Here is a 24,690-nt window from a genome sequence, read left to right as displayed (position 1 = left end):
CGCGCGCTCGATCGTCAGATGCCCGGGATCGCCCGGGTGTCGTAGTGATTGCTGCGGAAGGCGGGGGAGCGGAGGATCTGCAGGTGCAGCGGGACGGTGGTCGGCACGCCCTCGCACACCAGCTCGCCGAGCGCGGTGATCATGCGGCCTATGGCCTCGTCGCGGGTGGCGCCGGCGGTGATGACCTTGCACAGGAGGCTGTCGTAGTGCGGCGGGACCTCGTAGCCGCTGTCGACGTGGGTGTCGACGCGCACGCCCTCGCCGGTGGGGCTGTGCCAGCGGACGATCTTGCCGGGCGCGGGCTTGAAGTTGTTGGCCGGGTCCTCGGCGTTGATCCGGCACTCGATCGCGTGGCCGGCGAGGACGACGTCGGCTTGCCCGAAGGACAGGGGGTGGCCGGCGGCGACGCGGATCTGCTCGACCACGAGGTCGCGGCCGCTGCGGACCTCGCTGACGCTGTGCTCGACCTGCAGGCGGGTGTTCATCTCCATGAAGCGGAGGGTGCCCTGATCGAGCAGGAACTCCATGGTGCCGGCGCCGACGTAGCCGATGCTGGCGGCGGCCCGCACCGCGGCGGCGAGGGTCTTCTCGCGCTCCTCGGCCGACAGCGACGGCGAGGGCGACTCCTCGAGCAGCTTCTGGTGATTGCGCTGGACGGTGCAGTCGCGCTCGCCGAGGTGGACGACGTCGCCGTAGCGGTCGGCCATGATCTGGATCTCGACGTGGCGGCCGCCCTCGATCAGGCGCTCGAGGTAGAGGCGACCGTCGCCGAATGCAGCGATCGCCTCGGCCTGCGCGTCCGCGTAAGCCGAGGCGACCTCGTCCGGTCCGCGGGCGATCCGCATGCCGCGGCCGCCGCCGCCGCTCTCGGCCTTGAGGAGGACGGGGTAGCCGACGCGGTCGGCGACCTCGCGGGCCTGCTCGGCGCTGTCGAGGATGCCGTCGCTGCCGGGGATCAGCGCCAGACCGGCCGCCCGCATGGCCGCCTTCGCCGGCGTCTTCTTGCCCATCAGGTGCATCGCGCGCGCCGGCGGGCCGATGAAGGTGACGCCGTGGGCCTCGCACAGCGCCGCGAACACGGGGTTCTCCGAGAGAAATCCCCAGCCGGGGTGCAGCGCCGTGCACTCGCTCTGGCGCGCGGCCTGGACGATCGCCTGCATATTCAAGTAACTCTGCGGCGAGCGAGCGGCGCCGATGCATACGGTTTCGCGCCCGCGCAGGTAGCCGGCGTCGCGGTCGGCGGTCGAGGTGGCAAACACCGGCGTGATGCCGAGGAGGTCGCAGGCCCTGGCGATCCGGACCGCCACTTCGCCCCGGTTGGCGACCATCAGCCGGCGAAACATCGGTACAGCGGGTGTGCCGCGGGTCTTGGCGCTCATGGAGGCGCCGAGGCTACCACCTTTTGCGCGGTACTGCCCCGCCGCTCGTCGCGCGCACGAGGCCGGTGCGCGCCGACGATCTCGACGCGCGCTTTCCATTTATAATCGCCGTCGAGGTTCTCCTTATGGCGGACGAGGACAAGGGACGCGGTCAGAGCGACGACAAGGGGCGCACGGTCTTCGGCATCGGCTTGCCGGCGTCGGTCCAGGCTGCGACTCGGGCGGCTCCGGCCGCGTCGCCGCCCCCGCCTCCGGTCCCGAGGCCCGCCCCGCCCGTGAAGATCCCCGCGAAGCCCGAGGACGAGGACACCATGCGCGACGTCCGGGACCTCACCCGTCCGGACGACAAGCGGGTCGCCGACGAGAAGCGGACGATCGTCGCCAGACCGGGCCAACTCATCGGCGCCGCCGCGTCCCAGGCCGCGGCGGAGCGGCCGGTGTCGGACCACACGGTCCCCGACATCCGCGCGGTCACGGGCCAAAAGCGCGACACGGGAGAGTTCACGCCGCCCGCGATCGCGAACGCCGATACGCACCTCGAGCTGCGCACGCCGGTGAAACTCACGGCGGGCAAGCCGATCCCGGGCACCCGCTACAAGCTGCTCCGCTGGCTCGGCGAGGGCGGCATGGGCGTGGTTTATGAAGCCGAGCACATCGACATCGAGCGGCGGGTGGCGCTGAAGATCCTCCGCGCCGAGCTCAGCCTGCGCAGCGACACCGCCCAGGTGTTCCGCGACGAGGCGCGCGCGGCGACCCGCGCCGGCTCGAAGAACATCGTCGAGATCTTCGACTTCGGCGAGCTGCCCGACGGGCGCCTGTTCTTCTGCATGGAGCTGCTGAACGGCATCGACCTCGCCAGCCAGGTCGAGACCGAGATCGAGTTCGACCGCCTCATCGCCGTGCTGCGCCAGGTGTGCAAGGGCCTCGGCATGGCCCACAAGGCCGGCATCGTCCACCGCGACATCAAGCCCGAGAACATCATCCTCGTGACGCACGAGGGCCGCCGCGACATGGCGAAGATCGTCGACTTCGGCGTGTCGGCGATGCTGTCCAACGACCGCGGCTCCGGCCCGATCGCCGGCACCCCGGCCTACATGCCGCCGGAGCAGATCAACAACACCGACTTCGACGGCCGCCTCGACATGTACGCGATCGGCTGCGTGATGTACGAGCTGCTCGTCGGCCACCCGCCGTTCGTCGACGACAACCTCGCCGAGGTGCTGCTGGCGCACATCAAGCTCACGCCGCCGCTGCCGAGCCAGATCAAGCCGGAGCGCAACATCCCGAAGGCGCTCGAGGACGTGGTGATGCGCTGCCTGGCGAAGTCGCCGGCCGACCGCTACGCCAACATGGCCGAGCTCGAGGCGGCGCTGTGCGAGGCCCAGATCGCGGCCAGGATCACGACCGAGTGGGACGACCTGCCGCTGCCCGACATCGACCCCGAGCGGCGCGCCGCCCTGCTCGCGCGCATGCCCGGCTCGCAGTCGGAGCAGGCGGAGAAGCGGCGGTGGGTGCTGCCGGTGGTGGCGGCGGTCGGGGCGGCGGTGGTCACGGCGGTGGTGCTGATGCTGACCAGCGCGCCGGAGGTGACGCCGGAGGAGCAGGAGCAGATCGAGAAGCTGAGCCGGATCGCCCGCCAGGCGGCGAGCATCGGCCACTACGTCAACCTGCCGGAGGACGGCGGCCCGACGGCGCTGCTCAAGGTCAAGGAGCTCGAGGCGGTCGAGGGCAGCGGCGAGCGGCTGGCCGACGAGCGCGGCGAGGAGCTGCGCAAGGAGTTCTCGAACCAGCTGCTGACGATCGGCGACAAGTTCTGGGACACCGAGGGCACCCGCTCGCTGTCGCGCGACTACTACGCGTGGGCGCTGGCGTTCGACCCCAAGAGCGAGCGCGCCTTGACCCGCGCGGCCCGCTCGCAGGCGGAGATCGACGACTACGTCAAGCGCGCCGAGGCCGGCACGCTGAGCCCGGGCGAGAAGGCGAGCGGCGAGATCGCGGTGGCGCTGATCCAGCCCGACGTGAAGAAGCGCGAGGCGAGCTTCAAGAAGGCGATCGCCAAGGCGCGGACCGAGGCGCCGCTGTCGGCCCAGACGGCGATCCTCGACGTCGCCCGCGGCGCCGGCGTGGCGGTCGAGCCCGAGGCGGCGCCGCCGACCGAGAAGGAGCCCGAGGCCGAGCCGCCGAAGCAGGTCGAGGCGCCGCCGGAGCCGGCCGAGCCCGAGGCGGTCGAGACGCCGGAGCCGAGCGGCGCGAAGCCGAAGTCGGGCAAGGGCGGCAAGAAGCGCGAGCAGGAAGACCCGGGCGACGACGAGCTGCCCGACGCGCCGGTCAAGCGCGACCCGGCCAAGGCGACCGAGATCGCCGGCCAGGGCAAGGCCGCGCTGGCGTCCGGCCGCCGCGACGAGGCCGAGTCGCTGTTCAACCAGGCGATCAGCTACGACCGCCGCAACGCCGAGGCGCTGATCGGCCTGTCGGACATCTACTTCGACCGCGGCTCGGCCGACAAGGCCCAGCGCTTCGCCGAGAAGGCGGTCGCGGTGGCCCCCAACAACGGCTCGTACCGGATCAAGCTCGGCGACGCCTATTACAACGCGCTCCGCTACCGCGACGCGCTGCTGCAGTACGAGAAGGCCCAGGAGCTCGGCGACGCCAAGGCCGCGCAGCGGATCTCCAAGGTCAAGAGCAAGCTCGGCGGCTAGGCTGGCCCTCCGGGCATGTTCGACGAGCATGCCCCGAGGGGCATGCTCGAAAGGTCGGGACAGGAATCAGCCCGGTCGCCGCGCTCGCTGGTTCCCTGCCGCCCTGGCCGCGGCGGTCGTGGATCCGTGTCGGGCACGAGGACGGCTCGAGAGGCTCCGGCCACCGCGCCAGGAGAGGCAGACGTGTTTTTGCCGGCGCGCGGCCTCAGGACGCGACTTCGAGGCGCTTCGGCACGGGGATGACGTCGCAGTCGCGGGCGGCGATCACGTCGGGGTGGATCGCCCGGGCCTCGGCGACGAAGGCCTCGGTGTCGGTGTAGCGCTGCGAGAAGTGGGTGAGGACCAGACGGCGGACGCCGGCGTCACGGGCGATGGTGGCGGCCTCGACGGCGGTCATGTGGCCGTGGTCGTGGGCGAGGTCGGCGTCGCAGTGGAGATAGGTCGACTCGCACACCAGCATGTCGGCGCCGCGGGCCAGCGCGACCGCGTTCTTGCACATGCGGGTGTCCATGACGAACGCGAACACCTGGCCGGACTTCGGCAGGCTGACGTCGTCGAGGTGGACGGTGCGGCCGTCGACCTCGAGCGAGCCCTCGGTCATCAGGCGACGGATCATCGGCCCGCGGACGCCGGCGGCGGCGAGGCGGTCGGGCAGCATGGTCCGCTTGGCCTTCTCCTCGAGGCGATAGCCGTAGGCCTCGACGCCGTGGTCGAGCGGCAGCGTCGACAGGGTGAGGTCGGCGTCCTCGTAGATCGTGCCGGGGCCGCGGATCGGCCGGGCGGTGATGTGGGCGACGTCGTGGAAGATCGAGGCGTGGCGCAGGCGGTCGAAGTACACCTGGCCCGACGCGGGGTAGTGGACGGCGATCTCGTGCTGCACCCGGTCGAGCGAGATGCGCTGGGAGATCCCCGCCAGCCCGAGGCAGTGGTCGCCGTGGAAGTGGGTCACGCAGATCCGCGTGATCGCGGCCGTCGTCACCCCGGCATAGATCATCTGACGCTGCGTCCCCTCGCCGGGGTCGAACAAAAGGCCGTGGTCGTCCCAGCGCAGCAGGTAACCATTGTGGTTGCGGTAGCGCGTGGGCACCTGGCTGGCGGTGCCGAGGGCGATCAATTCGCGGGCGGACATAAGGGCGCGGAGCATAGATCAGGCGGCGCGGCCCGGGGGGCGAGCGGGCGGGCGAGCGGGGCCTTCCCTCCAGTACGAACCGGTCCCTTGGGACAGGTTCGAACAGGCAGGTGGCTCCGGGTGGGGCTGATACGATGTTCAGATGCGCGCGCGCGTGGTCGGCGCTTGTGGTAGGATCCGCGCCGTGCATTCTCGCCTCCTGAGGCTGGTCGGCGGCTCCACGGTGTGGATGCTCGGCGCGTGCGGTGCCAAGCCGACCGAGGTCGAGCTGCAGCTGTTCCCGTGCGACCTGGTCAGCGGCGCGCCGACGAGCGTGTCGCTGCAGATCCAGAACTACGGCGCCGACGGTGCCATCGGTGAGCCGCTGAGCAAGACGTTTCCGATCGCCGATCCGGGGGTGTTCGACGACGGCTTCGCCACGGTGGGCTTCACGCCGCCCGCCGGCACGCTCAGCGCCGACATCACGGTGACGTGGATCGCCGGCGACGAGATGGTCCAAGCCATCTACAACGAGCCGGTGCCGCCGCTCGGCGAGGTCATGGCGCTGGGCAAGGACGAGTGCGAGGGCGCGCCCGGGACGACGTCGACGCCGACGACGATGGACCCGACGACCGCCGGGCCGGGCACGAGCGAGTCGAGCACGAGCACCGAGTCCGGGACGACGACGACGACGGACCCGACGGAGACGACGAGCACGAGCACGACGGAGACGACGAGCACGAGCTCGAGCACGACCGACGAGACGACGACCACCACGACGTCGACGACGGACACCACCGACACGACGATGGGGACGAGCGGCGGGCCGATGGAGGGCGACGACTGCCCGCTGGAGAACTCGGCGGTGTGCGACGCCGGGCCCGGGGTCCTCGGCAAGGTGCTCCACTGCCAGATGGGCAAGTGGGTGGTCAACAACAGCCTCTGCAGCGCGGACAGCTGCGGCGAGACCGGCTTCGCCAACCCTCAGGTCGCAGGCTGCGTGGGCACGCTGCAGGCGTGGTACTGCGCCTGCGCCGACACCCCGAAGAGCGAGTGCTCGATGGGCATGGAGAGCCAGTGCGGCGAGCCCACCGGCGACGGCGTGAAGGTCGAGCTGTGCATCGAGGACGCCGGACAGACCTACTATTACGTGTCGGTGTGCCCGAACTGCGAGGAAGTCGACGGCGAGCCGCTGTGCTTGCTCCGCTGAGGCGCCGATGGTCCCGGTCGACATCGCTCACCACGTGAAGGAAGCTGTCCTCGAGGTCACCTGGGACGACGGCTCGGTGTCGCGCCTGTCCGCGGCGCTGCTGCGCGGCTGGTGCCCTTGCGCGACCTGCCAGGGCCACTCGCCGGGGCTGCGCTTCCACGAGCCGCCCGCCGGGGTGACGATCGCGGAGCTGCACGAGGTCGGCGCCTACGCGCTCGGGATCCGCTTCTCCGACGGGCACGACAACGGCATCTACTCCTGGCCGCACCTGCGCTGGATCGCCGCTTACGGACAGCAGGGCTGAGGCCGGCGATCGGACGCTCGCCCGCCGCGCGGGCTGGCGAGGTCGCGGGGCTACAGCGGATTGACGCCGGACTGGCCCGAGCCCTGGTAGCCGGCTTTGGTGCTCGTCGTGATCTTCATGGCTCGAGCGTGCCTGCCGGGGCCGAGAGTGTCGAGCGGGAGCGACGATGCTCGGTGTCGATGTCGCGGCGGGAGCGCTCTCGGGCCGTCGCGTCAGCATGCGCGCAGCGCCTGGGCCGGAGGACCGGCGCCGTGTCCGCTGCGGGCGAGTGTTTGTGAAACATGCTCTTCAGGACATGCGTGAAAGCGCATGTCCTGAAAGCCACCCCAGCGACCACGGCGGACCGGGCCGGTCGCCGTGGTCGACGTGTAGCGAGATTTAGCGGACGAAGCTCTCGGTCCACGACGGCCGGGGCGGCGGGTCGCCGGCGAGCTGCTCGGCCCAGGCGGAGTCGGTCTGGCGGTCGTAGTTCTCGGTGAGGACGCTGTGGAAGCTCGAGACCGGGCCGACGTAGGCGCGGGTGCCGGAGCAGTCTTCGAGGGTGAAGACCATGAGCATCGGGCGGCCGGTGGCGGCGTGGAGGACCCAGCCCTTGGGGTTGCCGTCGGCGTCGGTCGGGGCGGTGTGGACGTCGGCGATGGTCGGCTCGAACTCGGCGATCTTCGCTTGGTCGAAGAACAGCTTGCCGTACCAGCCGTCGTACTGGACCTCGCCGCAGCCGACCAGCTCCATCTCGATCGTGCCGCGGAGGAAGTCGTACTCGGCGGTGGTGAGCGCCTGCCCGTCGATCTCCTTCTGGGCGATGCTCTCGAGCGTGGTCGACACGTCCTTCAGGTGGGTGAAGAACGACTGGGCGCTGCCGACCTCGAAGCCCTCGCCGGCGAGCTCGCCGGTGAGCTCGAGGCCGAGGTCGCCGAGGTGCGCCAGGCGATTGTAGAGCGCGGGCACCGGCTCGACGTAGGCGTCGATGTACTCGCAACCGTTGCCGCCGGAGTACGACTGCTTGACGTACAGCAGGGTGTCGTGGCGCAGCTCGGCCCACGAGGCGGTCTGGGTGTTGAGGCCCTTGTCGGCCCACGCGGCGGTGCGCATCGACTCGGGCAGGTTGTCGAACTCGCTGTGGTCGCCCAGCGCCCGGATCGCCGCCAGCCAGCCGTTGTAGAAGCTGTTGTCCCAGAACTCCTGCGGGTGGCTGTCGACCAGGAAGCGCATCTCGTGCAGGGTGCCCTGGTAGCCGTACTTGTCGAGCTCGGGCTTGAGGTGGTGGGCGGCGGCGTTGTTGCCGAGCACGAACTGGACGTCGAGCTCGCTCGGCAGCATGCGCGTGACCTTGGTGCCGGTGCGCAGGTCCTGCACGCGGTCGTAGGTGACGTTGTTGAAGACGTAGGAGTCGATCGTGAAGCGCTGACCCATCAGGTGGAACACGCGCGGCAGCATCAGCTGCGGGTCGTTCGGGTCGGTGAACATGATCTGCGACATGATGCGCTGGATGCCGTAGTCGCCGTCGATGAGCGCCTTGTAGACGACCTCGTCGGACAGCTTGACCAGCTCCTCGGGGGTGTGGGCCTTGACCGCGTCCATGTAGGCGGTCATGTCGGCCGGGCTCATGCTGTCGCGCTCGCCGATCAACAGCGAGATGGTCTTGTCGATGCGCTTCCAGTTGGCCTCGGCGCCGCTGTCCTGAAGGACATGGTGCAGGAGGAAGGCGGCGTCGAGGCCGCGGCGGTTGAACTGCGGCTTCTGCTCCTGGTCGTAGACGACCATCGGCAGGTCGGTGCGGCCGAGCCAGATCATGGCCTGGAAGTAGGTCTGGAGGTCGGTGTCGCCCTCGTAGTGGCCGCGCGGCTCGAGCTGCGAGAAGTCGTAGTCGACGGCGACGCCGAACAGATCGAGGGTCGCCGGCTGCAGCGAGGTGGCGGCGGCGAGGATCCGGTCGACCTTGTCCTGCACGGCTGGGTCGTCGCCGACGGGCTGGGCGAAGCCGGTGAGCAGCGAGCGGGCGACGGTGAGGTAGACGTCGAGGTCGGCGGCGGCGGCGGCGAGGTCGGGCGGCAGCTTGGCGAGGCGCTCGCCGAGGGCCTTGTGGCTGGTCTCGAGCATCCTCGCCATCTCCTGGCGGAGGACGGTGCGCTCGAAGTACATCAGCATCGAGTCGAACGACTTGTGCAGCGCGTAGAGCATGCTGTCGGCGGTGACGAGCACCGGAAGGTCGTTGTCGTAGATGTCGAGGTAGGTGGTGGCGAAGGTCTGGGTCTCGGCGGCGTCGACGGCGACGAAGCCGTTGGTGGCGAGCAGCTTGTCGTGCGCCTCGGTGAGGCCGGCGTAGGGGCGGATCAGGTCGAGGCCGGCGGCCTTGAGCGCGTCGTACGAGACGGAGGCGACGTAGGCGGGCTGCGGGTAGAGCTCGAGGAACTGGTCGACGCTGAGCTTCTTGGCCTCCTCCTGCACCGGCGCGTAGTTCTCGGCGATCCACGGGTCGGGCGCGGGCTGCTCGACTTCGGGGGCCGGGCTCGGGCCGCTGCCGCCGTCGGAGCCGTCCGGCTGACAGGCGGTGACGGCGAGCGCGAGGGCGATGAAGGAGGAGGTCAGACGAAGCAAAGTCATGACCCCGAGGGTAGATGGACTTGCGGGCCCGTCAACCAATTGTCAGGTGCGTGTCGCCATGACGCCCGTGCCCTGGCGCGCCGGTCATACTGGGGGGACGAGGCGACGCGCGAGGTAGATGTCGTGCTGGCCGAAGCCGTTGGCGTCGGGCATGACGCCGATCACCGAATAGCCCAGCCGTCGATAGAAGCCGATGGGGTGGCCGCGCAGGTTCTGCAGGCGCGCGAGGTGGCCGATCACGTCGGGGTAGAGGTCGACGCCGGCGAGCGAAGTCAGCCCGAGCTCGTCGTCGGAGCCGACGAACATCGTATGGATGCCCATGGCGCGCACCCGATCCTCCAGGTCGCGGACCAGCGTGCGGCCGACGCCGCTCCGCTCGCGGTCGACCCGGACCACGAGCGGGTGGATCTCCCACACGTGATCCGTGTACCGCTCGTTGGCCGCGGCCCAGCCGAGGAGGGTGTCGTCCGCGATGACGGCCCGCGCGATCCGGGCCGGGTCCAGGGCCGCGTCGACCTCCTCGCGCGCGGCGTCCACGTCGGGCCAGCCCTCGGGCATGCGCGCGTGGAGCAACTCGGCCGCCTGCTCGAGCAGGTCCGGGCGATCGTAGGTGAGGTCGACGAGGCGCACGCGGGCAGGCTAGCCAGCTTTTGCTCGCGGCGACAAGCGCCGCGGCTCAAGCGTCTTCGATGACGCTGATGGTGGCGCCGTTGAACGGCGTGTTGTTCATCGAGGCGATGGCGGCGGCGCCGGATTCCGTGCTCGTGTACTCGACGTGGGCGACGCCGGTGGACGCGCCCGTCTCGTCGAGCTCGAGCTGACAACGGACGATCGATCCGAAGCCGTCGAAGCCGGCCTTCACTTGCGCCGGCGTGGTGGTGACAGTCATATTTTCTACGCGGATGCGCTTCGGCATCGTTGCCTCCTTTTCAATAAACTGAAGGTCGTCCCGCGGTCCTGGAGCCGCACGTCGCGGTGTAGCACGGCGAAGCCGAAAGCGCCGGTCAGCCGGCCGCGCGGCGAGCTCGCCGAACGTCAGTGTCTGGGCGCGGCTCATCCGTTCATGGCGAACGGCGTTGACGATCGCAAAACGTCGCGCGGCCGAGGGCGGCAGCGGACGGTTTCTACAGCTCGGAGACCAGCTGGGGGAAGCGCTGGAGGATCTTGCCGGCGTACTTGCCGTCGGGGTGACGCCGCAAGTAGTCACGGCCGTGCTCGATCGCCTCGTGGATGTCGCCGTTCTCGGTGCTGGCGAGCCACAAGCGATAGCGCGCGAGCTCGACGTCGGGGTGGTCGGGGGCGCGGGCCAAGAACTTCTCGAACGCCTGCTTGGCGGCCGGGTAGTCGTTGGCGAAGTCCATGCGCAAGATGCCGATCAGGAGGTGGCCCTCGGCGATGTCGTCGTCGCCGTGCTCGCTCATGAATTGGGTGAGGCAGCGAGCCGAGAGGTAGCGGGTCTCGGGCGACTCGTAGAGGCCCTGGCAGTGGGCGAGCGAGGCCATGAGCTGCTCGCGGCGCGAGGCCCGGGTCTCGCGCACGAGCTTGTCGATGAGCGCCTGGCCGTCGTCGCCGCGGACCTGGCGGCCGCGCTTGGGCCCGGGGGCGTGCGGGCGATCGAGGCGGGCCCGATCGTCGGCGACGGGGGTGCGCACGACGATGTGCTCGAGGCGCCGCAAGCTGGGGACGTCGGGCAGGCCGGGGACGACCCAGCTCGGCGGGATGGTGCCGTCGGCGAAGGTGAATTGACCGTCGCCGTCGCCGTCGCTGAGCGGCATGGCGAGACCGACCTCGGGCCGACCGACGTCGGCGTAGGTCGAGCGGGCGACGTCGAAGCGATAGCCGGCGCTGACCTCGGCGAGCAGCTCCTCGGTGTTGGGGTCGAGGACCTCGACCTCGCCGCGCAGGACGGCGACGGCGGTGTCGCCGTGATCGTCGACCTCGACGGTGAAGACGGTGCCGACGACGCGGACGATCGCGGAGGGCGTGCGGATCTTGAGGATCGGGTCGGCGGGCAGGCGCTCGTAGCGGACGGCGATCATGCCGCGGCGCAGGTCGAGCTCGACGAGGCCCGGGTCGGCGCGCGTCCAGTGGACCTCGGAGCCGCTGCCGAAGTTGGCGAGGATCTTCCCGACCAGGCCGATCTGCATGCTGCTGCCCGGGAACACCTCGAAGCGGGTGCCGACCGGGAAGGTGTCGGTGGCGACGGGACGCTCGCCCTCGGCGACGAAGCTGTTGCCGGCCACGACGCGGCCGTAGTCGGCCTGGGCGTGATGATCGAGGCCGGCGGCCCGCTCGGGCTCGGCCCGCGCGGGCGGATTCGAGGGCACGCTGGCGAGCAGGTCGGGCGCTCCGTCGCCGACGTCGCGCGGCGAAGCAGGGCCGCGCGCCGGGCTGACGACCATCCAGGCGAGCACGGCGGCCAGAGCGGCGACGCCGGCGAGGCTGAGGTTCTGCCCGTACCAAGGGACAGGTGCAGAGGCGCGGACCTTGCGGAGGATGGCGCTGAACTCGCGATCGCGGGCGACCATGCCGGGCCCCGAGCTGGCCGGGTCAGGGCCGCGGTAGAGGGCGGCGAGCACTTGATGGGCCCGACGGCAGGCGTCGCAGCCGCGCAGGTGGGCGTGGTAGCGGGCGAGGGCCTCGGAGTGCAGGCGATCGCAGACGACGAGCTCGGCGTCCTCGCGGCACTCGAGGCAGCCGTAGCGCGGAGCAGAGTCGTCGTGAAGCGCGGGGTTCATGCTTCGCCGTTGACGAGGTCGTGGAGGCGCTTGCGCGCGCGCGTGAGCCGGTCGCCGACCGTCGAGACCGGCTTGTCGAGGATCTGGGAGATCTCCTGCAGGGTGAGGCCCTCGTAGTGATAGAAGACGAAGACCTCGCGCAGGTCGGGCGCGAGCCGCTGCAGCAGCCGCTCGGCCTCGCCGCGGACGTCGACCCGACCGGTTTGCAGGTGCGCGTCCCGCCCGTCGGTCCACCACTGGAAGGCCGACTTGACGCGGTTGCGACGGAACCGCTGGCGCAGCAAGTTGTGCGTGGTGTTGGTGGTGATCCGGTACAGCCACGTGCTGAGCGCCGAGTTGCCCTTGAAGGTGCCGAGCGCGGCGAAGGCCCGCGCGAACACGGTCTGGACGATGTCGTCGATCTCCGAGTCGGGCCCGAGCAGGCGATAGAGGTGGCCGCGGACCTGGGACTGGTGCGCCTCGTAGAACTGTCGCAGGGCCCGCGGGTTGCCGGCGCGCGCGCCGGCGAGGACGAGCTGCTCCTCGGTGGTGAGGTACCCGGGGGCGCGCGCCTCGTCAGGGGCGGCGGCTTCGGCGGTCGCGTCGGTTGCGAACAGATCGGCGATCGGCAGGGCCTGATCCATGGGGCGGGCGTTGCGTGTCACCGATCCGACAACCTTTCCGCGGGAAATTTCCGGGCGCTTGGCCTCACCATAGCAGGGTTACACTGGCGGTGTGATCGATCCGGCGACGAGCGCGCTCTCGTCCTGGCGGGCCCGCTACTGGGACCGGCCCCTGGACCGGGCGACGTGTACGGCGATGGCCGCCAAGTACGCGGCGCTGGCCGCCCTCGAGGCCATGCCCAGCGGGCCGGCCCAGGACGCGGCCCTCCGCGCCGCGGCCGAACGCTGGCCGGGCTGCCTCCGCGAGTCACAACTCGCCGGTCCGGCTCGCTGTCAAATCCGTCATGAACAGGCGTCGGCGGGCCAGGACGCCGCGGAACGCCCGCGCGCGCGCTGGCGCGAGGCCGGGGCCGCTCCGGTGGTGCTGTGGGCCGACCTCCACCCGCTGCTGAGCGACCTGCTGGCCTGGCGGCGGGCGACGGCCGGCAAGGGCGGCCCAGCAGGGCTGCTCGCGTTCGTCAAGGGCACGCCGGCCGCCGATCGCTGGCCGGCGGATCCCGCGCTGCTGATCCGGGTCGGCGGTCCGCAAGCCCGGGTGCGCATGGCATACGCCTGGCTGGCCGCCCAGGCCAATCTGGGCCTGTCGGCGCTCAACCTGGAGTTGTTCGGACGTGAGGGTCCGTGGGACGCCAGGGCAGGCGATCCGCCGCCAGTGCCCTAGCAGTCTCGGGGGCCGTCTTACTGCTTGAGATCCCTCGTTTTTTCCGCCTAACATCATCGCCCCCGGCGGTCTGGGAGATCTGCGACGTGACCAAATCCGAACTCATCGAGCGCGTGTCCGAAGCTGCGAAGCTGACCAAGGGCAAGGCCGAGTTGGTCGTCGGGACGATCTTCGGAGCCATGACGGAAGCGATGGTCCGCGGCGAGGGCATCGAGATCCGCGGCTTCGGCAGCTTCACCGTCAGGCAGTACAAGTCCTACGAGGGCCGAAACCCGCGCACCGGCGGGTCGGTCCACGTGAAGCCGAAGCGCCTGCCGTTCTTCAAGGTCGGCAAGGAGCTGCGCGCCCGCGTCAACCTGTCGACCGCGCCCCTCGTCGAGGACAACGAGGACGCCGAGGTCCAGGAGCGCAAGGCCGTCGCGCCCAAGCCGGCCGCCGCCGCGCCCGCGGCCGCGAAGCCGCGCCCGGCGCCGAAGCTCCGCGAGGAGCACCTCTCGGAAGACGAGATCTAGGCCGCGCTGCGGGGGCGCCCGGAGGGCCCGACGGTCGGCGACGGCCGGCCGCAGCGCCGGTCTCACCTGTTTGAAAGGACATCCGCCGGCGAGCGCACGCGGAGGCGACCGACGCGGGTGTCGAGCTCGACCTCGAGGCCATCGGCCAGCTCGGTGCAGCCGGTGCAGCCGATCAGCGCCGACAGACCGAGCTCGCGGGCCATCAACGCGGCGTGGCTGAGGGCGCCGCCGTACTCGCAGCAGACGGCGCGCACGCCGAGCGCCCGCAGGGCGACCGCCGCCTGGGCGGTGAGCGCCGGCAGGACGACCACGGCGTCGGGGGCCGGCGGGCGCGCGAGCAAGTCGGCGAGGTCGCGCCGACGAGCGACGGGGCCGCGCGCCGGCGAACCGACGCCGATCCCGCCGAGCCGCCGCCGCGGCGAGACCGGCAAGGGCCGGCCGTCGAACAGCGCCGGCGGCGGCCGCAGCTCGGCGAACCGCTGCTGCTCGCGCCGACGCGCGGCGAGATCGGGGAGGTCCCGGCCGGCGAGCGCGAGGCTCAGTTCGTCGGGCGCGAGCAGGAAGATGTCGTCGCCGAGCCCGAGGCGCTCGCCGGCGGCGAGGTAGATCCGCCGCAACGGGGCCAGGCCGAGCGCGAACAGGTGGTCGTCGAGCTCGCGCACGAGGACGGCCGCGCGCTGCGGGTCGGCCGGATCGACCGCGGCGCCGTGGTCGCGCTCGGGCCCGCGGGCAGGCGATGCCCGGGGCTCGGCCGGCTCGAGCTCGCTGCCGGGGTCGCGCTCGCGCTCGCGGGCAGGCGAGGCCCGGGGCTCGGCCGGATCGATCTCGCTGCCGGGGTCGCGCTCGGGCTCGCGGGCGGGAGGCGCCTGAGGCTGGCCGGTCGGGTCGCTCGCGCGCTCGCGGTCGCCCTGGAGATCCTCGGCCGCCCCGTCGGGCTGACCCTCGCGGCCCGCGGGCTCGCGGGCGAGACATGTCGGATCGACCAGGTCGGCCAGAGCCGGGCTGGCGATGTCCCAGGCGGCAGGCAGGACGTCGAGGTAGTCGCCGCGGTCGTGCAGCGACAGGAGGGCCCGCGGGTCGGGCTCCGGGAGATCTCGCGGGAGGTCGACGCGGACCTCGGCATGCAGGGCGAGGATGGCCCGCAGATGCTCGAGAGCGCGCGCGAGCAGCGGGCGGAGATCTCCGGCGAGGTCGTCGACGAACGCGGCGAGGGCCCGCCGCGCGGCCGGGAGATGGCGCCCGCGCAGCTCGGCGAGCGCGCGGTGCGGGTCGACGCCGGCTCCCCGGCTGGAGGACGAGGCGCGCTCGTACAGCCAGCCGCCGAGGACACGCAGGCCGGATCCCTGTCCGATGAGCCAGGTGACGACACCGGCGTGGGCTGGCGAGAGCACCGCCGGGTTGTGCTCGCCGTCCAGCTTCCACAGGCCGGGCAGGTCGGGGAGGTGGTCGCGGCCCGGGGCGACGGCGGCGCAGAACTCCGGCCACCCGGGCACGAGCGGGCGCGCGAGCGGGCGGGCCTGGACCAGCCACACCGCGCCGGTGGGGTCGACCACGAGCTCGAGGTCGAGGGCTGGCACTTCGGACATGACCGATGCGACATGGTCGAAGATACTGGTGATCGGCGCGGCCAGGGCAGGCTCGGCGAGCGCGAGCGGGCCGGACCAGCCGGGGCTGGCGCCGGCGGCGAGGGCGTCGGCGCGGGCGGCGTCGTGGAGCTCGAGCAGGCGGGCGCCGCCGCGATCGGCGGCGGCGACGGCGAGCCAGCGGCGCTCGACCTGGCGCTGGACGAGCAGCTGATAGCGGGGCGGGCCGCCGCCGTAGCGCAGCAGCCAGGGGTCGCCCGCGGCCTCGGCGATGGCGGTCGCGGCCCGGTCGAGGTCGGCGAGGTCGCGGCAATCGGGCACGGACAGGCCGAGGCCCGCGGCGGCGGCGTCGGCGGTGTCCTCACCGGCCAGCGCGGCGCGGACGATCACCGGGCCGCCGGCGAGGAGGTCCTCGAGGCGGCGACGCACGGCGCGATCGCTGAGCGCTTCGGGAGCGACGGCGAGGCCGGGTGGGATCGGCAGGCCGGCGCGGAGCAGGCGCGAGAGGACGGCCGGCTTGGGCGCGGCGTCAGGCCCGGGCAGGTCGCCGAGGACGAGCACGGCGAGACTGTAGCGGATGCGCGCGAGGACTGGACGCGAAGTCGCGTCGCCGGCGCGGGCGCAGGGCGATGGCGCCGGCTCGGCGGCCCCGGCGTGGTACACCGCGGAGGTCATGGACCTGCTGCTGCCCGGGCCGGGGCTCGCCGAGTGGTTGCTCGCCGCGCTGAGCGGCAAGAAGGTGGCCCTTTGGACAGGTTCGGACGCGGGCCGCGGGCGCGGGGGACGGGCGGCGCGAACCACCACGACGGCCTTGCGCGAGCGGCTGGGATGGGTCGACCTGGCGGGGGCGAGCGGGCTCGAAGGCCTCGTGGTCGTGATGGCGCTGGGGGGCACGGAGCCGCCGGCGGATGCGCTGCAGGCGGTGCAGGGCGGCGGCACGGTGGTCGAGCTGGCGCACCCGCCGGTGGTGCCGCTGTGGCGACCGTCGCGGTGGGCCGCGCGAGCCGAGCTGGTGCGGCGGGCCTCGGAGTCGCGCGCGGGGGTGTGGCTGGGGCGCGGCTGCTACGCGGTCGAACAGTGGGCGCCGATCGACACGCCGCGGCTGCTCGTGACGTGCGGGCGGGTCCGTGCGATACCCGGCGCATGAGCTCCGCTTTTCTGACCGTCGAGGTCGACGACGCGACGTTCACCGAGCCGGTCCAGCTGACCTTCCGCCGGCTGGAGCCGCCGCGGCGGGTGTTCACGGTCGACCTCGACGGGGCGGGGCCCCGGCGCGCGCGCGGCCTGCAGCGCCGGCCGGACGGCAGCCTCGACGCCGACGCGCCGGCCTGGGCCTGCCCGGTCGAGGACAGCGGCGCGGGGGTGTCCTGGCTGGTCTACGGCGGCAACGCGGGGTTGTGGCTGGCGCCGGAGGCGGCGAGCGAACCTGACCTCGAGGACAGCGGGCAAGTCGTCGAGACGTACGTGCTGGTCGACCGCGGCGACATCGTGCTGGCGGAGTGAGCGCGGGCGCGGAGCGTCGAAGGGACAGGTTCTAAGAGACATGTCTGGAAAGGCAGTGCTACCTGCCCCATCAAGCATGTCCCGCAGGACAGATTACTCGAGCATGTCCTGGCGGACGAGCAGGTCCTCGAGGATCTGGCGCTGGGCCTGGGCGGTGCCCTGGTTGGCGGAGAGCAGGCGGAGCAGGGTCTCCTGGGCCGGGCGGGCCTCTTCGGTGGCGGGGTTGGGGCAGCAGCGGACGTAGCTGCCGTCGGACTGCAGCTCCCAGGCCTGGGTGTTGTCGGCGAGGTAGGTGGTGAGGCCCTCGGTGACGACGCGGGCGCGCAGGGCCGGGTCCTCGATCGGGAACGCGGTCTCGACGCGGCGCAGCAGGTTGCGCGACATCCAGTCGGCGCTGGCGCAGTAGGTGACCTCTTCGCCGGCGTTGTGGAAGTGGTAGATGCGATGGTGCTCGAGGAAGCGGCCGACGATCGAGCGCACGCGGATGTTGTCGGACACGCCCGCCACGCCGGGGCGCAGGCAGCAGACGCCGCGGACGATCAGGTCGATGGTCACGCCGGCCTGCGAGGCGCGGTAGAGGGCCTCGATGACCTTGACCTCGGTGAGGGCGTTGAGCTTGGCGACGATCCGCGCCGGCTTGCCCTGGCGGGCGTTGTCGGCCTCGCGGTCGATGAGCGCGATCAGCCGGTCCATCAGCGTGAAGGGCGAGACCAGCAGCTTGTTCATGCGCGGCACGCTGCCGAGGCCGGTCAGCTGCATGAACACGTTGTGCACGTCCTCGCCGATCGCGTCGTCACAGGTGAGGAAGCTGAAGTCGGTGTAGAACTGGGCGGTGACGCTGTGGTAGTTGCCGGTGCCGAGGTGGACGTAGCGGCGGTAGCGGCCGTCCTCGCGGCGGACGATGAACAGCGCCTTGGCGTGGGTCTTGTAGCCGACGATGCCGTAGACCACGGTGACGCCGGCCTGCTGCAGGCGGGTGGCGAGGTCGATGTTGGCGGCCTCGTCGAAGCGGGCCCGCAGCTCGACCACCGCCGTGACCTCCTTGCCGGCGCGGGCCGCCTCGAGCAGCGCCTCGGCCATCGGCGAGTCGGCGCCGGTGCGGTAGAGGGTCTGCTTGATCGCCAGCACCTTGGGGTCGCGCGCGGCCTGGCGCACCAGCTCGAGCACCAGCGAGAAGCTCTCGTACGGGTGGTGCAGCAGGATGTTGCCGCGCCGCAGCTCGGCGAACAGGTCGACCTCGGCGCCGGGCGTGCGCCGCGGGCCGGGGATGAACGGCGGGTACTTGAGCTCGGGCCGCTTGATGACGTCGTAGATCGCGGCCAGCCGGTGGAGGTTGACCGGGCCGTCGACGCGGTACAGGTCGTCGGGCTGGAGGTCGAACTTGCTGAGCAGGAACTCCGCCATCTCCGGCGGGCAGGTGTCGCTGACCTCGAGCCGCACGGCGTCGCCGAAGTTGCGGGTCCGCAGCTCGCCCTTGAGCGCGTTGAGCAGGTCCTCGACGTCCTCCTCCTGCACCCACAGTTCGCTGTCGCGGGTGACGCGGAACTGGTAGCAGCCGCGGACCTGCATGCCGGGGAACAGCTTGTGGACGAAGGTGGTGACGATCGAGCCGAGCAGGGCGTAGCCGTGCGGGCAGTCGGCGACCGCCGGCGGGAGGAACACCAGGCGCGGCAGGCTGCGCGGGATCTGCACCACCGCGGTGCCGCTGTCGCGGCCGAACGCGTCGCTGCCGGCGAGCGCGACGATCAGGTTGAGGTTCTTGTTCTGGATGTTCGGGAACGGGTGCGACGGGTCGAGGCCGATCGGCGTGAGCACCGGCAGGACCTCGCGGTCGAAGTAGTCCTCGAGCCAGGCGCTCTGCTCCGGGGTCCAGGTGTAGAGCTTGAGCAGGCGGATGCCCTCGGCCGCGAGCGCGGGCAGCAGTTGCTGCTGCAAGAACACGTACTGCTCGCGCACGAGCTTCTGCGCCGCCTCCTTGAGCGCGCGCAGGGCGTCCTGCGGGGTGCGGCCGTCGGGGCCGACCTGCGGCAGGCCGAAGCCGACCTGCTCCTTGATGCTGGCGACGCGGATCTCGAAGAACTCGTCGAGGTTGGTGCTGACGATGGTGGTGAAGCGCAGCCGCTCGAGCAGCGGCACGCGCGGGTCCATCGCCTGCTCGAGCACGCGACGGTTGAACTCGAGCTGGCTCAGCTCGCGGTTGATGTAGAGACTCGGATGGGTGAGCTCGACGGGCGCCATGATCGCAGCGGCCGCAGAGTATCAGGCGCCGAGCGTTCGCAGCATTTTCGGCAGAACCAGCGCCTGCAACTCCATCGACGCCGGACGCAGCGGTCCAGAGAGCACGGCGAACCCGCCCTTCTTGAGCGGAAACCGCTCGCCGCGAGCGATCTCACCGACCGTCAAGAAGGCGAGCAGCGCGCTGAGGTGCGGCTCGTGGCCGACCAGCGCGACGCGCTCGCCCTCGATGTGCGCGAGCATCTCGAGGTCGGGCGGACGGGCGAGATCCGGCAGGCTCGAGGCCTCTCCCCGCAAGAGCGGCTGCAGCAGCTCCGCGGTCTGGACCGCGCGCAGGAGCGGGCTGTGATACAGGCGGTCGAAGCGCCAGCCGAGCCGCCGCGCGCCCTTCACCGCGGCGGCGAACTTGCGCTCGCCCGCGGGCGTGAGCGGGCGGGAGGCGTCGGGGCGGTCGGGCGTCGCCTCGGCGGCGATGGCGTGACGGACGAGAAACAAGAGCACGACGGGGGAAGTGTGCCGCAAACGGGCGCGGCTTGCTGGGCTGCTGGGGCCGCTGTTACACTCCCGCGTTCCGAAAAAAGGCCCGAGAACGCGGTCTTTCGCCCGCGTCGGGCCGCCCGAGACAGGCCTTATGACGACGACACCGGAGAGCGAGCCGCCGAAGGGACGCCTGCTGCGGGCCATCGACGCGACGGTCGCGCAGCTGTGGAGCTGGGGTCCGCTGTACCTGCTGATCGCCATCTCGCCGGGGCTCGCGCTGTGGCCCCTGCTCCGCGCCCCGGCGCTCCGCTACGTCGTCAAGAACGACCTGTCGATCGACCAGCGGTACGAGGTGCTGGCGGCGGTCGCGGTCTCGTTCATCGCGACGACCGCCGCTTACGTGGCGCTGTGGCGGCGGCGCCGGCGGACGGAGCCGGAGCTCAGCCTCGGCGCCTCGTTCGCGGCGACCAACCGCTGGGCCTTCGTGCTCCTCGCGGGGCCGCTGCTGATCGGCCTCAGCGCGGCCCGCATCGAGGTCAAGCACCCGATCTTCACCTCGTTCTTGACCGCAGCGGTCACGGCGGTGGCCATGGTGTTCTTCTACCGCCTGCTGGGGCTGGGGCGGTTCGCGCCGCCGGAGGACCCGTTCGTGCCGGCCCGCGACGGCCGGCTGGCGCGCGCGGTGTTCGTGGCCGGGCTGCTCGGCTACTGCGCGCTGCTGTCGTGGTTCGCGCTGCTCGACCACCGCAACATCGCGACGACGGTCTACGACCTCGGGATCTACGACAACCTGGTGTGGCAGACGGCGCACGGCCACTTCCTCGATTGCTCGCTGATCCGCGGCGGCAATCACATGTCGGCGCACTTCGACCCGATCCTGCTGCTGCTGGCGCCGGTGTACCTGCTCTACCCGCACGCCGAGACGCTGCTGGTGGTCCAGACGCTGTGGCTCGCCAGCGGGGCGGTGCCGCTGTGGCTGCTGGCGCGGCGCCGGCTGACGAACGAGTGGATGGCGACGATCTTGACGATCGTCTACTTCCTGTACCCCGCGCTGCACGGGGTCAACATGTTCGACTTCCACTCGGTGGCGCTGATGGTGCCGCTGGCGATGTGGGCGGTGTACCTGCTCGACGCCGGCCACCTGCGCCGCTACTGGCTGGTGTTCGCGCTGCTGCTGGCGACCCGCGAGGACATGAGCCTCCTCAACTGCTTCATCGGCGCCTACGCGATCCTCAGCGGCCGCACGCGCACCGGCCTGGTGACGATCGCCGTCAGCCTGATGTACCTCGCGTTCGTCAAGGCGTTCGTGATGGCCGACTCGAGCCTGCTGATGTCGGCCGACAAGGCGTACTCGTACATCTACTTCTACGAGGAGATGATCCCGCACGAGAAGGAGGGCGCGCGCGGGCTGTTCACCACGCTGCTGGTCAACCCGCTGTTCGCGCTGCTGGTGCTGTTCAAGGAGGAGAAGCTGCTGTTCTTCTTCCACCTGCTGCTGCCGCTGCTGGCGCTGCCGTTCGCCGCCGGCCGCAAGGTGGTGCTGATGCTCCACGGCCTTCTGTTCCTCGGCCTGGCCAGCCGCAAGCACCTGTTCTCACTCCACTATCAATACTCGGCGCTGCTGTTCCCGATGCTGTTCGCGGCGCTGCCCGAGGGCCTGGCGCGCGCGGTCGACAGCGAGCGCCTGCGCACGCTCGGGCTGGCGCGCGCGCGCGTGGCGTGGACCCTGCTGCTCGGCATGCTCACCGGCTCGCTGCTGGTGTCGTGGAAGCGCGGGGTGATCTTCGAGAACGCCTCGTTCGTGGCCGGCTGGACCCGCTTCGAGCGGCGGCCGACGCAGGCGATGAAGGACCGCTACGCGAAGGTGCAGGAGATCGTGGCGCGCGTCGGCCCGGAGGCGAAGCTGTCGGTGAGCCACGAGATCGGGCCGCACTTCTCGAACCGGCGCCACGCGTACCACTGGCCGATGATCGCCGACGCGCAGTACGTGGTCCTGTTCACCGACGTCTACTCCTTCAGCAAGGAGGACGAGCGCCGCTACAAGCGCCTCGTCGAGCGCGGCAAGTTTCGCGTCATCGAAGACACGCTCGGCCTCATCCTGCTCGAGCGCGTCGACGGCTCGGAGCTGCCCGAGGAGTTCCGCGGCGAGCACGGGGAGCGGCCGAGCGAGGACGCCGCGATCGAGGCCGCGTCGGGGCAGCCCGCCAAGAAAGCCCCAGGGCGCGCCTCGGGCCCCGCGAGCTCCGCGGCGGGCGCGAGCGACGACGCGAAGGAGTGAGGAGGCGGACGCGACCGCGAGCCGGGGCGCCCACACGCGGCGCTTCCGCCCCGATCCTTGACGGGGGTGGACCCGGGCATTAGTTTTTGCGCTGCGGCGCGGGAAGCCCGCGCTGCGAAAGACACCCATGAAGAGTCCACTGTCAATGGTTGCGGTCCGTCCTCTCGCTGTCGCGCTGTCGGCGGCGGTCGCGCTGGGCGGAGTCACCGGTTGCGAGTCGGGGCGCTCGAACGAGCGCTGGGTCGTCACCGAGGACACGCGGGTCGAGATCGACTGGGACGCGGTCAACCAGGCCTACCGCGAGGCGGAGGGGCCGGAGGACTTCGAGAAGCGCGTCAACGAGATCTACACGGGCGACGAGGTCGTCAGCATCTCGGTGCGTGACCAGGACGACAAGACCCAGGTCGTCACCGGCTTCTTCGACAAGGACGGCGACGGCAGCGCCGGCGAGTCCGAGAAGATCTTCACGATCAAGCGCGACATCGTCGGCGAGGGCGCCGCGCAGTACCAGATCGCCGGCGCCGGCCCGTACGCGTCCTACCACTCGCCGATGTGGGACATCGCGGCCGGCATGATGCTCGGCTCGTTCCTCAGCAACATGTTCATGCCGGGCTACCGCCCGATGTACATGGTGCCCTACAGCACCAGCCCGGCTCGCGCCGGGGCGCTCGCCGCTCACCGCGACAGCTACCGCGCGGCCAACCCGAGCAAGTTCCCGCCGAAGTCGGGCGCGAGCTCCGGCCGCTCGTATGGCAGCCGCGGCGGCGCGTGGGGCTCCGGCGGCTCGGGTCGCTCGAGCGGCGGCGGCGGCCGACGCGGCGGCGGCTTCGGCGTGAAGACGAAGCGCACGCGCGTGCTGTTGCGCGCCTGACATGGCCTCGCTGCGCGACCTGCCGTTCGAGCAGACGCCGCCGCTGGCGCTGTTCGGGCTCGACCGGGACGGCGACGTCCCGGTCGACCACGAACACACGCGCTACGGCTGGTGCGTGCTGCCGGGGGTCGAGCTGGTCGGCGAGGACCAGGCGCTGTGGGTCGAGTCGCCGCTGGTGCTCGCGCTCCACAGCCCCGACGAGGACGAGCTCGCGGTGCCCCGCCGCGGCGGCGTGCCGAGCGACATCAACCTCGAGTTCGCGCTCTCCGAAGAAAACTCCGCGATCGCGCTGCTGTCGGAGTTCCTCGCCACGCGCGTGCCGGCGATCGCCGGCGACGCGCGGGCGATCGTGCTCGCGCTGTGCAACCCGCGGCGCGCGCGGATCTCCAAGCCCCCGGCGCTGGTCGGGCGGCGCCTGTACTACGGGACAGGCGACGTGGTCGCCTGGCTGCGCCGCCGGCCGCACGCGACCGACTGGTCGCTGACCGGCGACGCGTTCGTCCAGCTCGAGGCCGCACGCTGGTACACCTGCTGACAAGGAGCACCATGACCGTCTCGCACGCCAAGAAGCTCGGCTACGCCGGGATGTACGTCCTCAAGAAGCTCGACCTCAAGCCCGGGGAGGGCGGGATCCGCCTGCCCGTGCTGCTCGAGCCGCAGCACGCGCCGCTCGAGGAGGTGCTCGAGAAGCTGGTGATGGACGGCTACATCGAGATCGATCGCAAGGCCCAGCTCTACAAGCTGACGAAGCGCGGGATCTCCTACCTCGGCAAGCTGATCGACGAGGCCGAGAGCTACATCGACGAGTTCGACGAGCAGGAGATCGCCGACATCGTCGACGAGCTGCGCGCCCGCAACATCGACCCGCTGCGCGTCCGCTTCTTGTGGGGCTGGTACCAGGGCGAATTCGACGACGTGGCGATGTTCCAGGAGCGCCGCGGCTTCGTCGAGATCGAGCCCGACTGGCCGCTGTTCATCGTGTCCGACGACTTTTACGAGAACCTCGAGCTCGACGTCGAGGGCGACGAGCCCGAGGCGCTGCCGGGCTGAGTCGTGTTCAAGAGGCACGCCCGCGACCGCGGGCGCCGGCGGCTTCGGGCCCGTCGTTTCGTCGCGCGGGCTCGCGCTTCAAGGCAACGTCGGCGACCGGCGACCGTCCGCGATCGAAAGCCGGGGTCGTGACACTGATGAAGAGGGAGGCCTTCGCCTGCCCCGGCGCTCCCGGGCGCCGGACTTCACTTTGTCACGAGCCGAAGGGCTCGACGAGGACGTTATGCGCAGAGATCGAAGCTTGAATGAGCGATGGCGCCGCGCGGCCGGCCTGCTGGGGCTGGGGCTGGCGCTGGTCGGGTGTGACTACTTCTACGACGTGACGGTGCCGGCCAGCGACAGCACGCCACCGGTGGCGTGGGCGGCGGTGTGGCGCCAGGACGTGTACGAGGCGGTCAGCAGCAGCGACGGCGGCGCGGCGCTGTCGTTCGCGGTCCCTGACCCGAACGACTACTACATGCTCATCGGCGCGGGCACCGACGACGGTGGCACCAAGAAGGTCACGATCCAGCAAGAGTTCTCCCGCACCTGTATTCAGGGCGACATCGGGCAGCTGCAGACGGGGCTGCTCGTGCCGATGGTGGAGACGCAGTCGGGGACCGTCGGCGCGACCGTCTCGAACGGCGTGTGGACCGGTCCGATGGTCCGACTCAGTGACTATGCGACGTGTGATTCCGGGTGGACGCTGAGCCACGTGGCCTATCTGTGGCACGTGACGGCGGAGGACTTCCACGGGAACAAGAAGTCGCACGGCTGGGCCCGGATCCACTGGTCGCCGTAGCGTCCGCACGTCGACCCGCGCGAGCCGGACGA

22 protein-coding genes are annotated in these 24,690 nt (G+C 71.2%); 12 read left to right on the top strand and 10 right to left on the bottom strand.

The features are described from left to right. Positions 1 to 14: 14 nt before the first annotated feature. Positions 15 to 1,379, bottom strand: coding sequence for an acetyl-CoA carboxylase biotin carboxylase subunit (locus NAEX_RS18970; protein WP_211302432.1), 1,365 nt, complete (start codon positions 1,377 to 1,379; stop codon positions 15 to 17). A gap of 275 nt (positions 1,380 to 1,654) precedes the next feature. On the opposite strand from NAEX_RS18970, the gene NAEX_RS18965 reads away from it, so the two are divergent. Further along, positions 1,655 to 4,078 (top strand): serine/threonine-protein kinase, encoded by a 2,424-nt coding sequence (locus NAEX_RS18965; protein WP_170135826.1) that lies wholly within the window; start codon positions 1,655 to 1,657, stop codon positions 4,076 to 4,078. A 205-nt stretch (positions 4,079 to 4,283) separates the two neighbouring features. On the opposite strand, the gene NAEX_RS18960 is transcribed toward NAEX_RS18965, so the two are convergent. Next, a complete protein-coding gene (locus NAEX_RS18960; protein WP_096328894.1) occupies positions 4,284 to 5,207 on the bottom strand; it encodes a ribonuclease Z in 924 nt (307 codons plus the stop codon). A 184-nt stretch (positions 5,208 to 5,391) separates the two neighbouring features. Between NAEX_RS18960 and NAEX_RS18955 the strand changes: the two genes are divergently transcribed. Beyond that, a complete protein-coding gene (locus NAEX_RS18955; protein WP_143140479.1) occupies positions 5,392 to 6,396 on the top strand; it encodes a hypothetical protein in 1,005 nt (334 codons plus the stop codon). A gap of 7 nt (positions 6,397 to 6,403) precedes the next feature. Further along, entirely contained in the window at positions 6,404 to 6,700 is a 297-nt protein-coding gene (locus NAEX_RS18950) for a gamma-butyrobetaine hydroxylase family protein (protein WP_096328892.1), read from the top strand. A gap of 378 nt (positions 6,701 to 7,078) precedes the next feature. On the opposite strand, the gene NAEX_RS18945 is transcribed toward NAEX_RS18950, so the two are convergent. From NAEX_RS18945 to NAEX_RS18925, 5 genes are all read right to left on the bottom strand, one after another. Then, positions 7,079 to 9,304 carry a DUF3160 domain-containing protein gene (locus NAEX_RS18945; protein ID WP_096328891.1) on the bottom strand — a complete coding sequence of 742 codons (2,226 nt, stop codon included), beginning with the start codon at positions 9,302 to 9,304 and terminating at the stop codon, positions 7,079 to 7,081. 84 nt (positions 9,305 to 9,388) lie between these two features. Continuing rightward, entirely contained in the window at positions 9,389 to 9,934 is a 546-nt protein-coding gene (locus NAEX_RS18940) for a GNAT family N-acetyltransferase (RefSeq protein WP_096328890.1), read from the bottom strand. A 46-nt stretch (positions 9,935 to 9,980) separates the two neighbouring features. Further along, entirely contained in the window at positions 9,981 to 10,220 is a 240-nt protein-coding gene (locus NAEX_RS50405) for an RNA-binding protein (protein ID WP_170135825.1), read from the bottom strand. Between the two features lie 208 nt (positions 10,221 to 10,428). After that, positions 10,429 to 12,042, bottom strand: coding sequence for a FecR domain-containing protein (locus tag NAEX_RS18930; protein WP_096328888.1), 1,614 nt, complete (start codon positions 12,040 to 12,042; stop codon positions 10,429 to 10,431). Further along, on the bottom strand, positions 12,039 to 12,665 hold the full coding sequence (locus NAEX_RS18925; RefSeq protein WP_096328887.1) for an RNA polymerase sigma factor: 627 nt from the start codon (positions 12,663 to 12,665) through the stop codon (positions 12,039 to 12,041). The genes NAEX_RS18930 and NAEX_RS18925 overlap by 4 nt, the downstream gene beginning before the upstream one ends. A 91-nt stretch (positions 12,666 to 12,756) precedes the next feature. On the opposite strand from NAEX_RS18925, the gene NAEX_RS18920 reads away from it, so the two are divergent. Together NAEX_RS18920 and NAEX_RS18915 are read left to right on the top strand one after the other, a co-directional pair. Continuing rightward, positions 12,757 to 13,365 (top strand): hypothetical protein, encoded by a 609-nt coding sequence (locus NAEX_RS18920; protein ID WP_100792919.1) that lies wholly within the window; start codon positions 12,757 to 12,759, stop codon positions 13,363 to 13,365. Between the two features lie 86 nt (positions 13,366 to 13,451). Continuing rightward, positions 13,452 to 13,877 (top strand): HU family DNA-binding protein, encoded by a 426-nt coding sequence (locus NAEX_RS18915; RefSeq protein WP_096328885.1) that lies wholly within the window; start codon positions 13,452 to 13,454, stop codon positions 13,875 to 13,877. 62 nt (positions 13,878 to 13,939) lie between these two features. On the opposite strand, the gene NAEX_RS18910 is transcribed toward NAEX_RS18915, so the two are convergent. Next, the gene (locus NAEX_RS18910; protein ID WP_143140480.1) at positions 13,940 to 16,021 is read right to left on the bottom strand and encodes a PEP-utilizing enzyme; all 2,082 of its coding nucleotides are present in this window, start codon (positions 16,019 to 16,021) and stop codon (positions 13,940 to 13,942) included. A gap of 112 nt (positions 16,022 to 16,133) precedes the next feature. Between NAEX_RS18910 and NAEX_RS18905 the strand changes: the two genes are divergently transcribed. Continuing rightward, positions 16,134 to 16,607 (top strand): hypothetical protein, encoded by a 474-nt coding sequence (locus NAEX_RS18905; RefSeq protein ID WP_096328883.1) that lies wholly within the window; start codon positions 16,134 to 16,136, stop codon positions 16,605 to 16,607. Continuing rightward, complete coding sequence (locus tag NAEX_RS18900; RefSeq protein WP_096328882.1) at positions 16,604 to 16,963, top strand: hypothetical protein; 360 nt, start codon at positions 16,604 to 16,606, stop codon at positions 16,961 to 16,963. The genes NAEX_RS18905 and NAEX_RS18900 overlap by 4 nt, the downstream gene beginning before the upstream one ends. Positions 16,964 to 17,056: 93 nt before the next feature. On the opposite strand, the gene ppk1 is transcribed toward NAEX_RS18900, so the two are convergent. Both ppk1 and NAEX_RS18890 read right to left on the bottom strand, forming a co-directional pair. After that, positions 17,057 to 19,201: a polyphosphate kinase 1 gene (gene ppk1 / locus NAEX_RS18895; RefSeq protein ID WP_096328881.1), complete on the bottom strand. Its 2,145-nt coding sequence runs from the start codon at positions 19,199 to 19,201 to the stop codon at positions 17,057 to 17,059. Between the two features lie 21 nt (positions 19,202 to 19,222). Continuing rightward, the gene (locus NAEX_RS18890; protein WP_096328880.1) at positions 19,223 to 19,699 is read right to left on the bottom strand and encodes a SixA phosphatase family protein; all 477 of its coding nucleotides are present in this window, start codon (positions 19,697 to 19,699) and stop codon (positions 19,223 to 19,225) included. A gap of 130 nt (positions 19,700 to 19,829) precedes the next feature. Here NAEX_RS18890 and NAEX_RS18885 point away from each other — a divergent pair, with 130 nt between their 5' ends. The 5 genes from NAEX_RS18885 to NAEX_RS18865 all read left to right on the top strand — a co-directional run bounded on the left by NAEX_RS18885 (position 19,830) and on the right by NAEX_RS18865 (position 24,658). Next, positions 19,830 to 21,956 carry a DUF2079 domain-containing protein gene (locus NAEX_RS18885; protein ID WP_096328879.1) on the top strand — a complete coding sequence of 709 codons (2,127 nt, stop codon included), beginning with the start codon at positions 19,830 to 19,832 and terminating at the stop codon, positions 21,954 to 21,956. Between the two features lie 145 nt (positions 21,957 to 22,101). Continuing rightward, entirely contained in the window at positions 22,102 to 22,827 is a 726-nt protein-coding gene (locus NAEX_RS18880; protein ID WP_096328878.1) for a hypothetical protein, read from the top strand. 1 nt (position 22,828) lies between these two features. Then, positions 22,829 to 23,362, top strand: coding sequence for a hypothetical protein (locus NAEX_RS18875; protein ID WP_096328877.1), 534 nt, complete (start codon positions 22,829 to 22,831; stop codon positions 23,360 to 23,362). An 11-nt stretch (positions 23,363 to 23,373) separates the two neighbouring features. After that, on the top strand, positions 23,374 to 23,877 hold the full coding sequence (locus NAEX_RS18870; protein ID WP_096328876.1) for a hypothetical protein: 504 nt from the start codon (positions 23,374 to 23,376) through the stop codon (positions 23,875 to 23,877). 241 nt (positions 23,878 to 24,118) lie between these two features. Then, positions 24,119 to 24,658, top strand: coding sequence for a hypothetical protein (locus NAEX_RS18865; protein WP_096328875.1), 540 nt, complete (start codon positions 24,119 to 24,121; stop codon positions 24,656 to 24,658). Positions 24,659 to 24,690: the final 32 nt, after the last annotated feature.

The sequence above is a fragment of the Nannocystis exedens genome, assembly GCF_002343915.1.
Taxonomy (GTDB): domain Bacteria; phylum Myxococcota_A; class Polyangia; order Nannocystales; family Nannocystaceae; genus Nannocystis; species Nannocystis exedens.
Note: the sequence above shows the minus strand (reverse complement) of the source record. Positions and strands in the feature narration are given on the sequence as shown.

What these genes read in the sequence shown, in the direction of transcription:
- NAEX_RS18970 (WP_211302432.1), bottom strand. Translation starts at nt 1,379, where the DNA reads ATGAGCGCCAAGACCCGCGGCACACCCGCTGTACCGATGTTTCGCCGG.
- NAEX_RS18960 (WP_096328894.1), bottom strand. Translation starts at nt 5,207, where the DNA reads ATGTCCGCCCGCGAATTGATCGCCCTCGGCACCGCCAGCCAGGTGCCC.
- NAEX_RS18950 (WP_096328892.1), top strand. Translation starts at nt 6,404, where the DNA reads ATGGTCCCGGTCGACATCGCTCACCACGTGAAGGAAGCTGTCCTCGAG.
- NAEX_RS18945 (WP_096328891.1), bottom strand. Translation starts at nt 9,304, where the DNA reads ATGACTTTGCTTCGTCTGACCTCCTCCTTCATCGCCCTCGCGCTCGCC.
- NAEX_RS50405 (WP_170135825.1), bottom strand. Translation starts at nt 10,220, where the DNA reads ATGCCGAAGCGCATCCGCGTAGAAAATATGACTGTCACCACCACGCCG.
- NAEX_RS18930 (WP_096328888.1), bottom strand. Translation starts at nt 12,042, where the DNA reads ATGAACCCCGCGCTTCACGACGACTCTGCTCCGCGCTACGGCTGCCTC.
- NAEX_RS18925 (WP_096328887.1), bottom strand. Translation starts at nt 12,665, where the DNA reads ATGGATCAGGCCCTGCCGATCGCCGATCTGTTCGCAACCGACGCGACC.
- NAEX_RS18905 (WP_096328883.1), top strand. Translation starts at nt 16,134, where the DNA reads ATGGACCTGCTGCTGCCCGGGCCGGGGCTCGCCGAGTGGTTGCTCGCC.
- NAEX_RS18900 (WP_096328882.1), top strand. Translation starts at nt 16,604, where the DNA reads ATGAGCTCCGCTTTTCTGACCGTCGAGGTCGACGACGCGACGTTCACC.
- ppk1 (WP_096328881.1), bottom strand. Translation starts at nt 19,201, where the DNA reads ATGGCGCCCGTCGAGCTCACCCATCCGAGTCTCTACATCAACCGCGAG.
- NAEX_RS18885 (WP_096328879.1), top strand. Translation starts at nt 19,830, where the DNA reads ATGACGACGACACCGGAGAGCGAGCCGCCGAAGGGACGCCTGCTGCGG.
- NAEX_RS18880 (WP_096328878.1), top strand. Translation starts at nt 22,102, where the DNA reads ATGGTTGCGGTCCGTCCTCTCGCTGTCGCGCTGTCGGCGGCGGTCGCG.
- NAEX_RS18875 (WP_096328877.1), top strand. Translation starts at nt 22,829, where the DNA reads ATGGCCTCGCTGCGCGACCTGCCGTTCGAGCAGACGCCGCCGCTGGCG.
- NAEX_RS18870 (WP_096328876.1), top strand. Translation starts at nt 23,374, where the DNA reads ATGACCGTCTCGCACGCCAAGAAGCTCGGCTACGCCGGGATGTACGTC.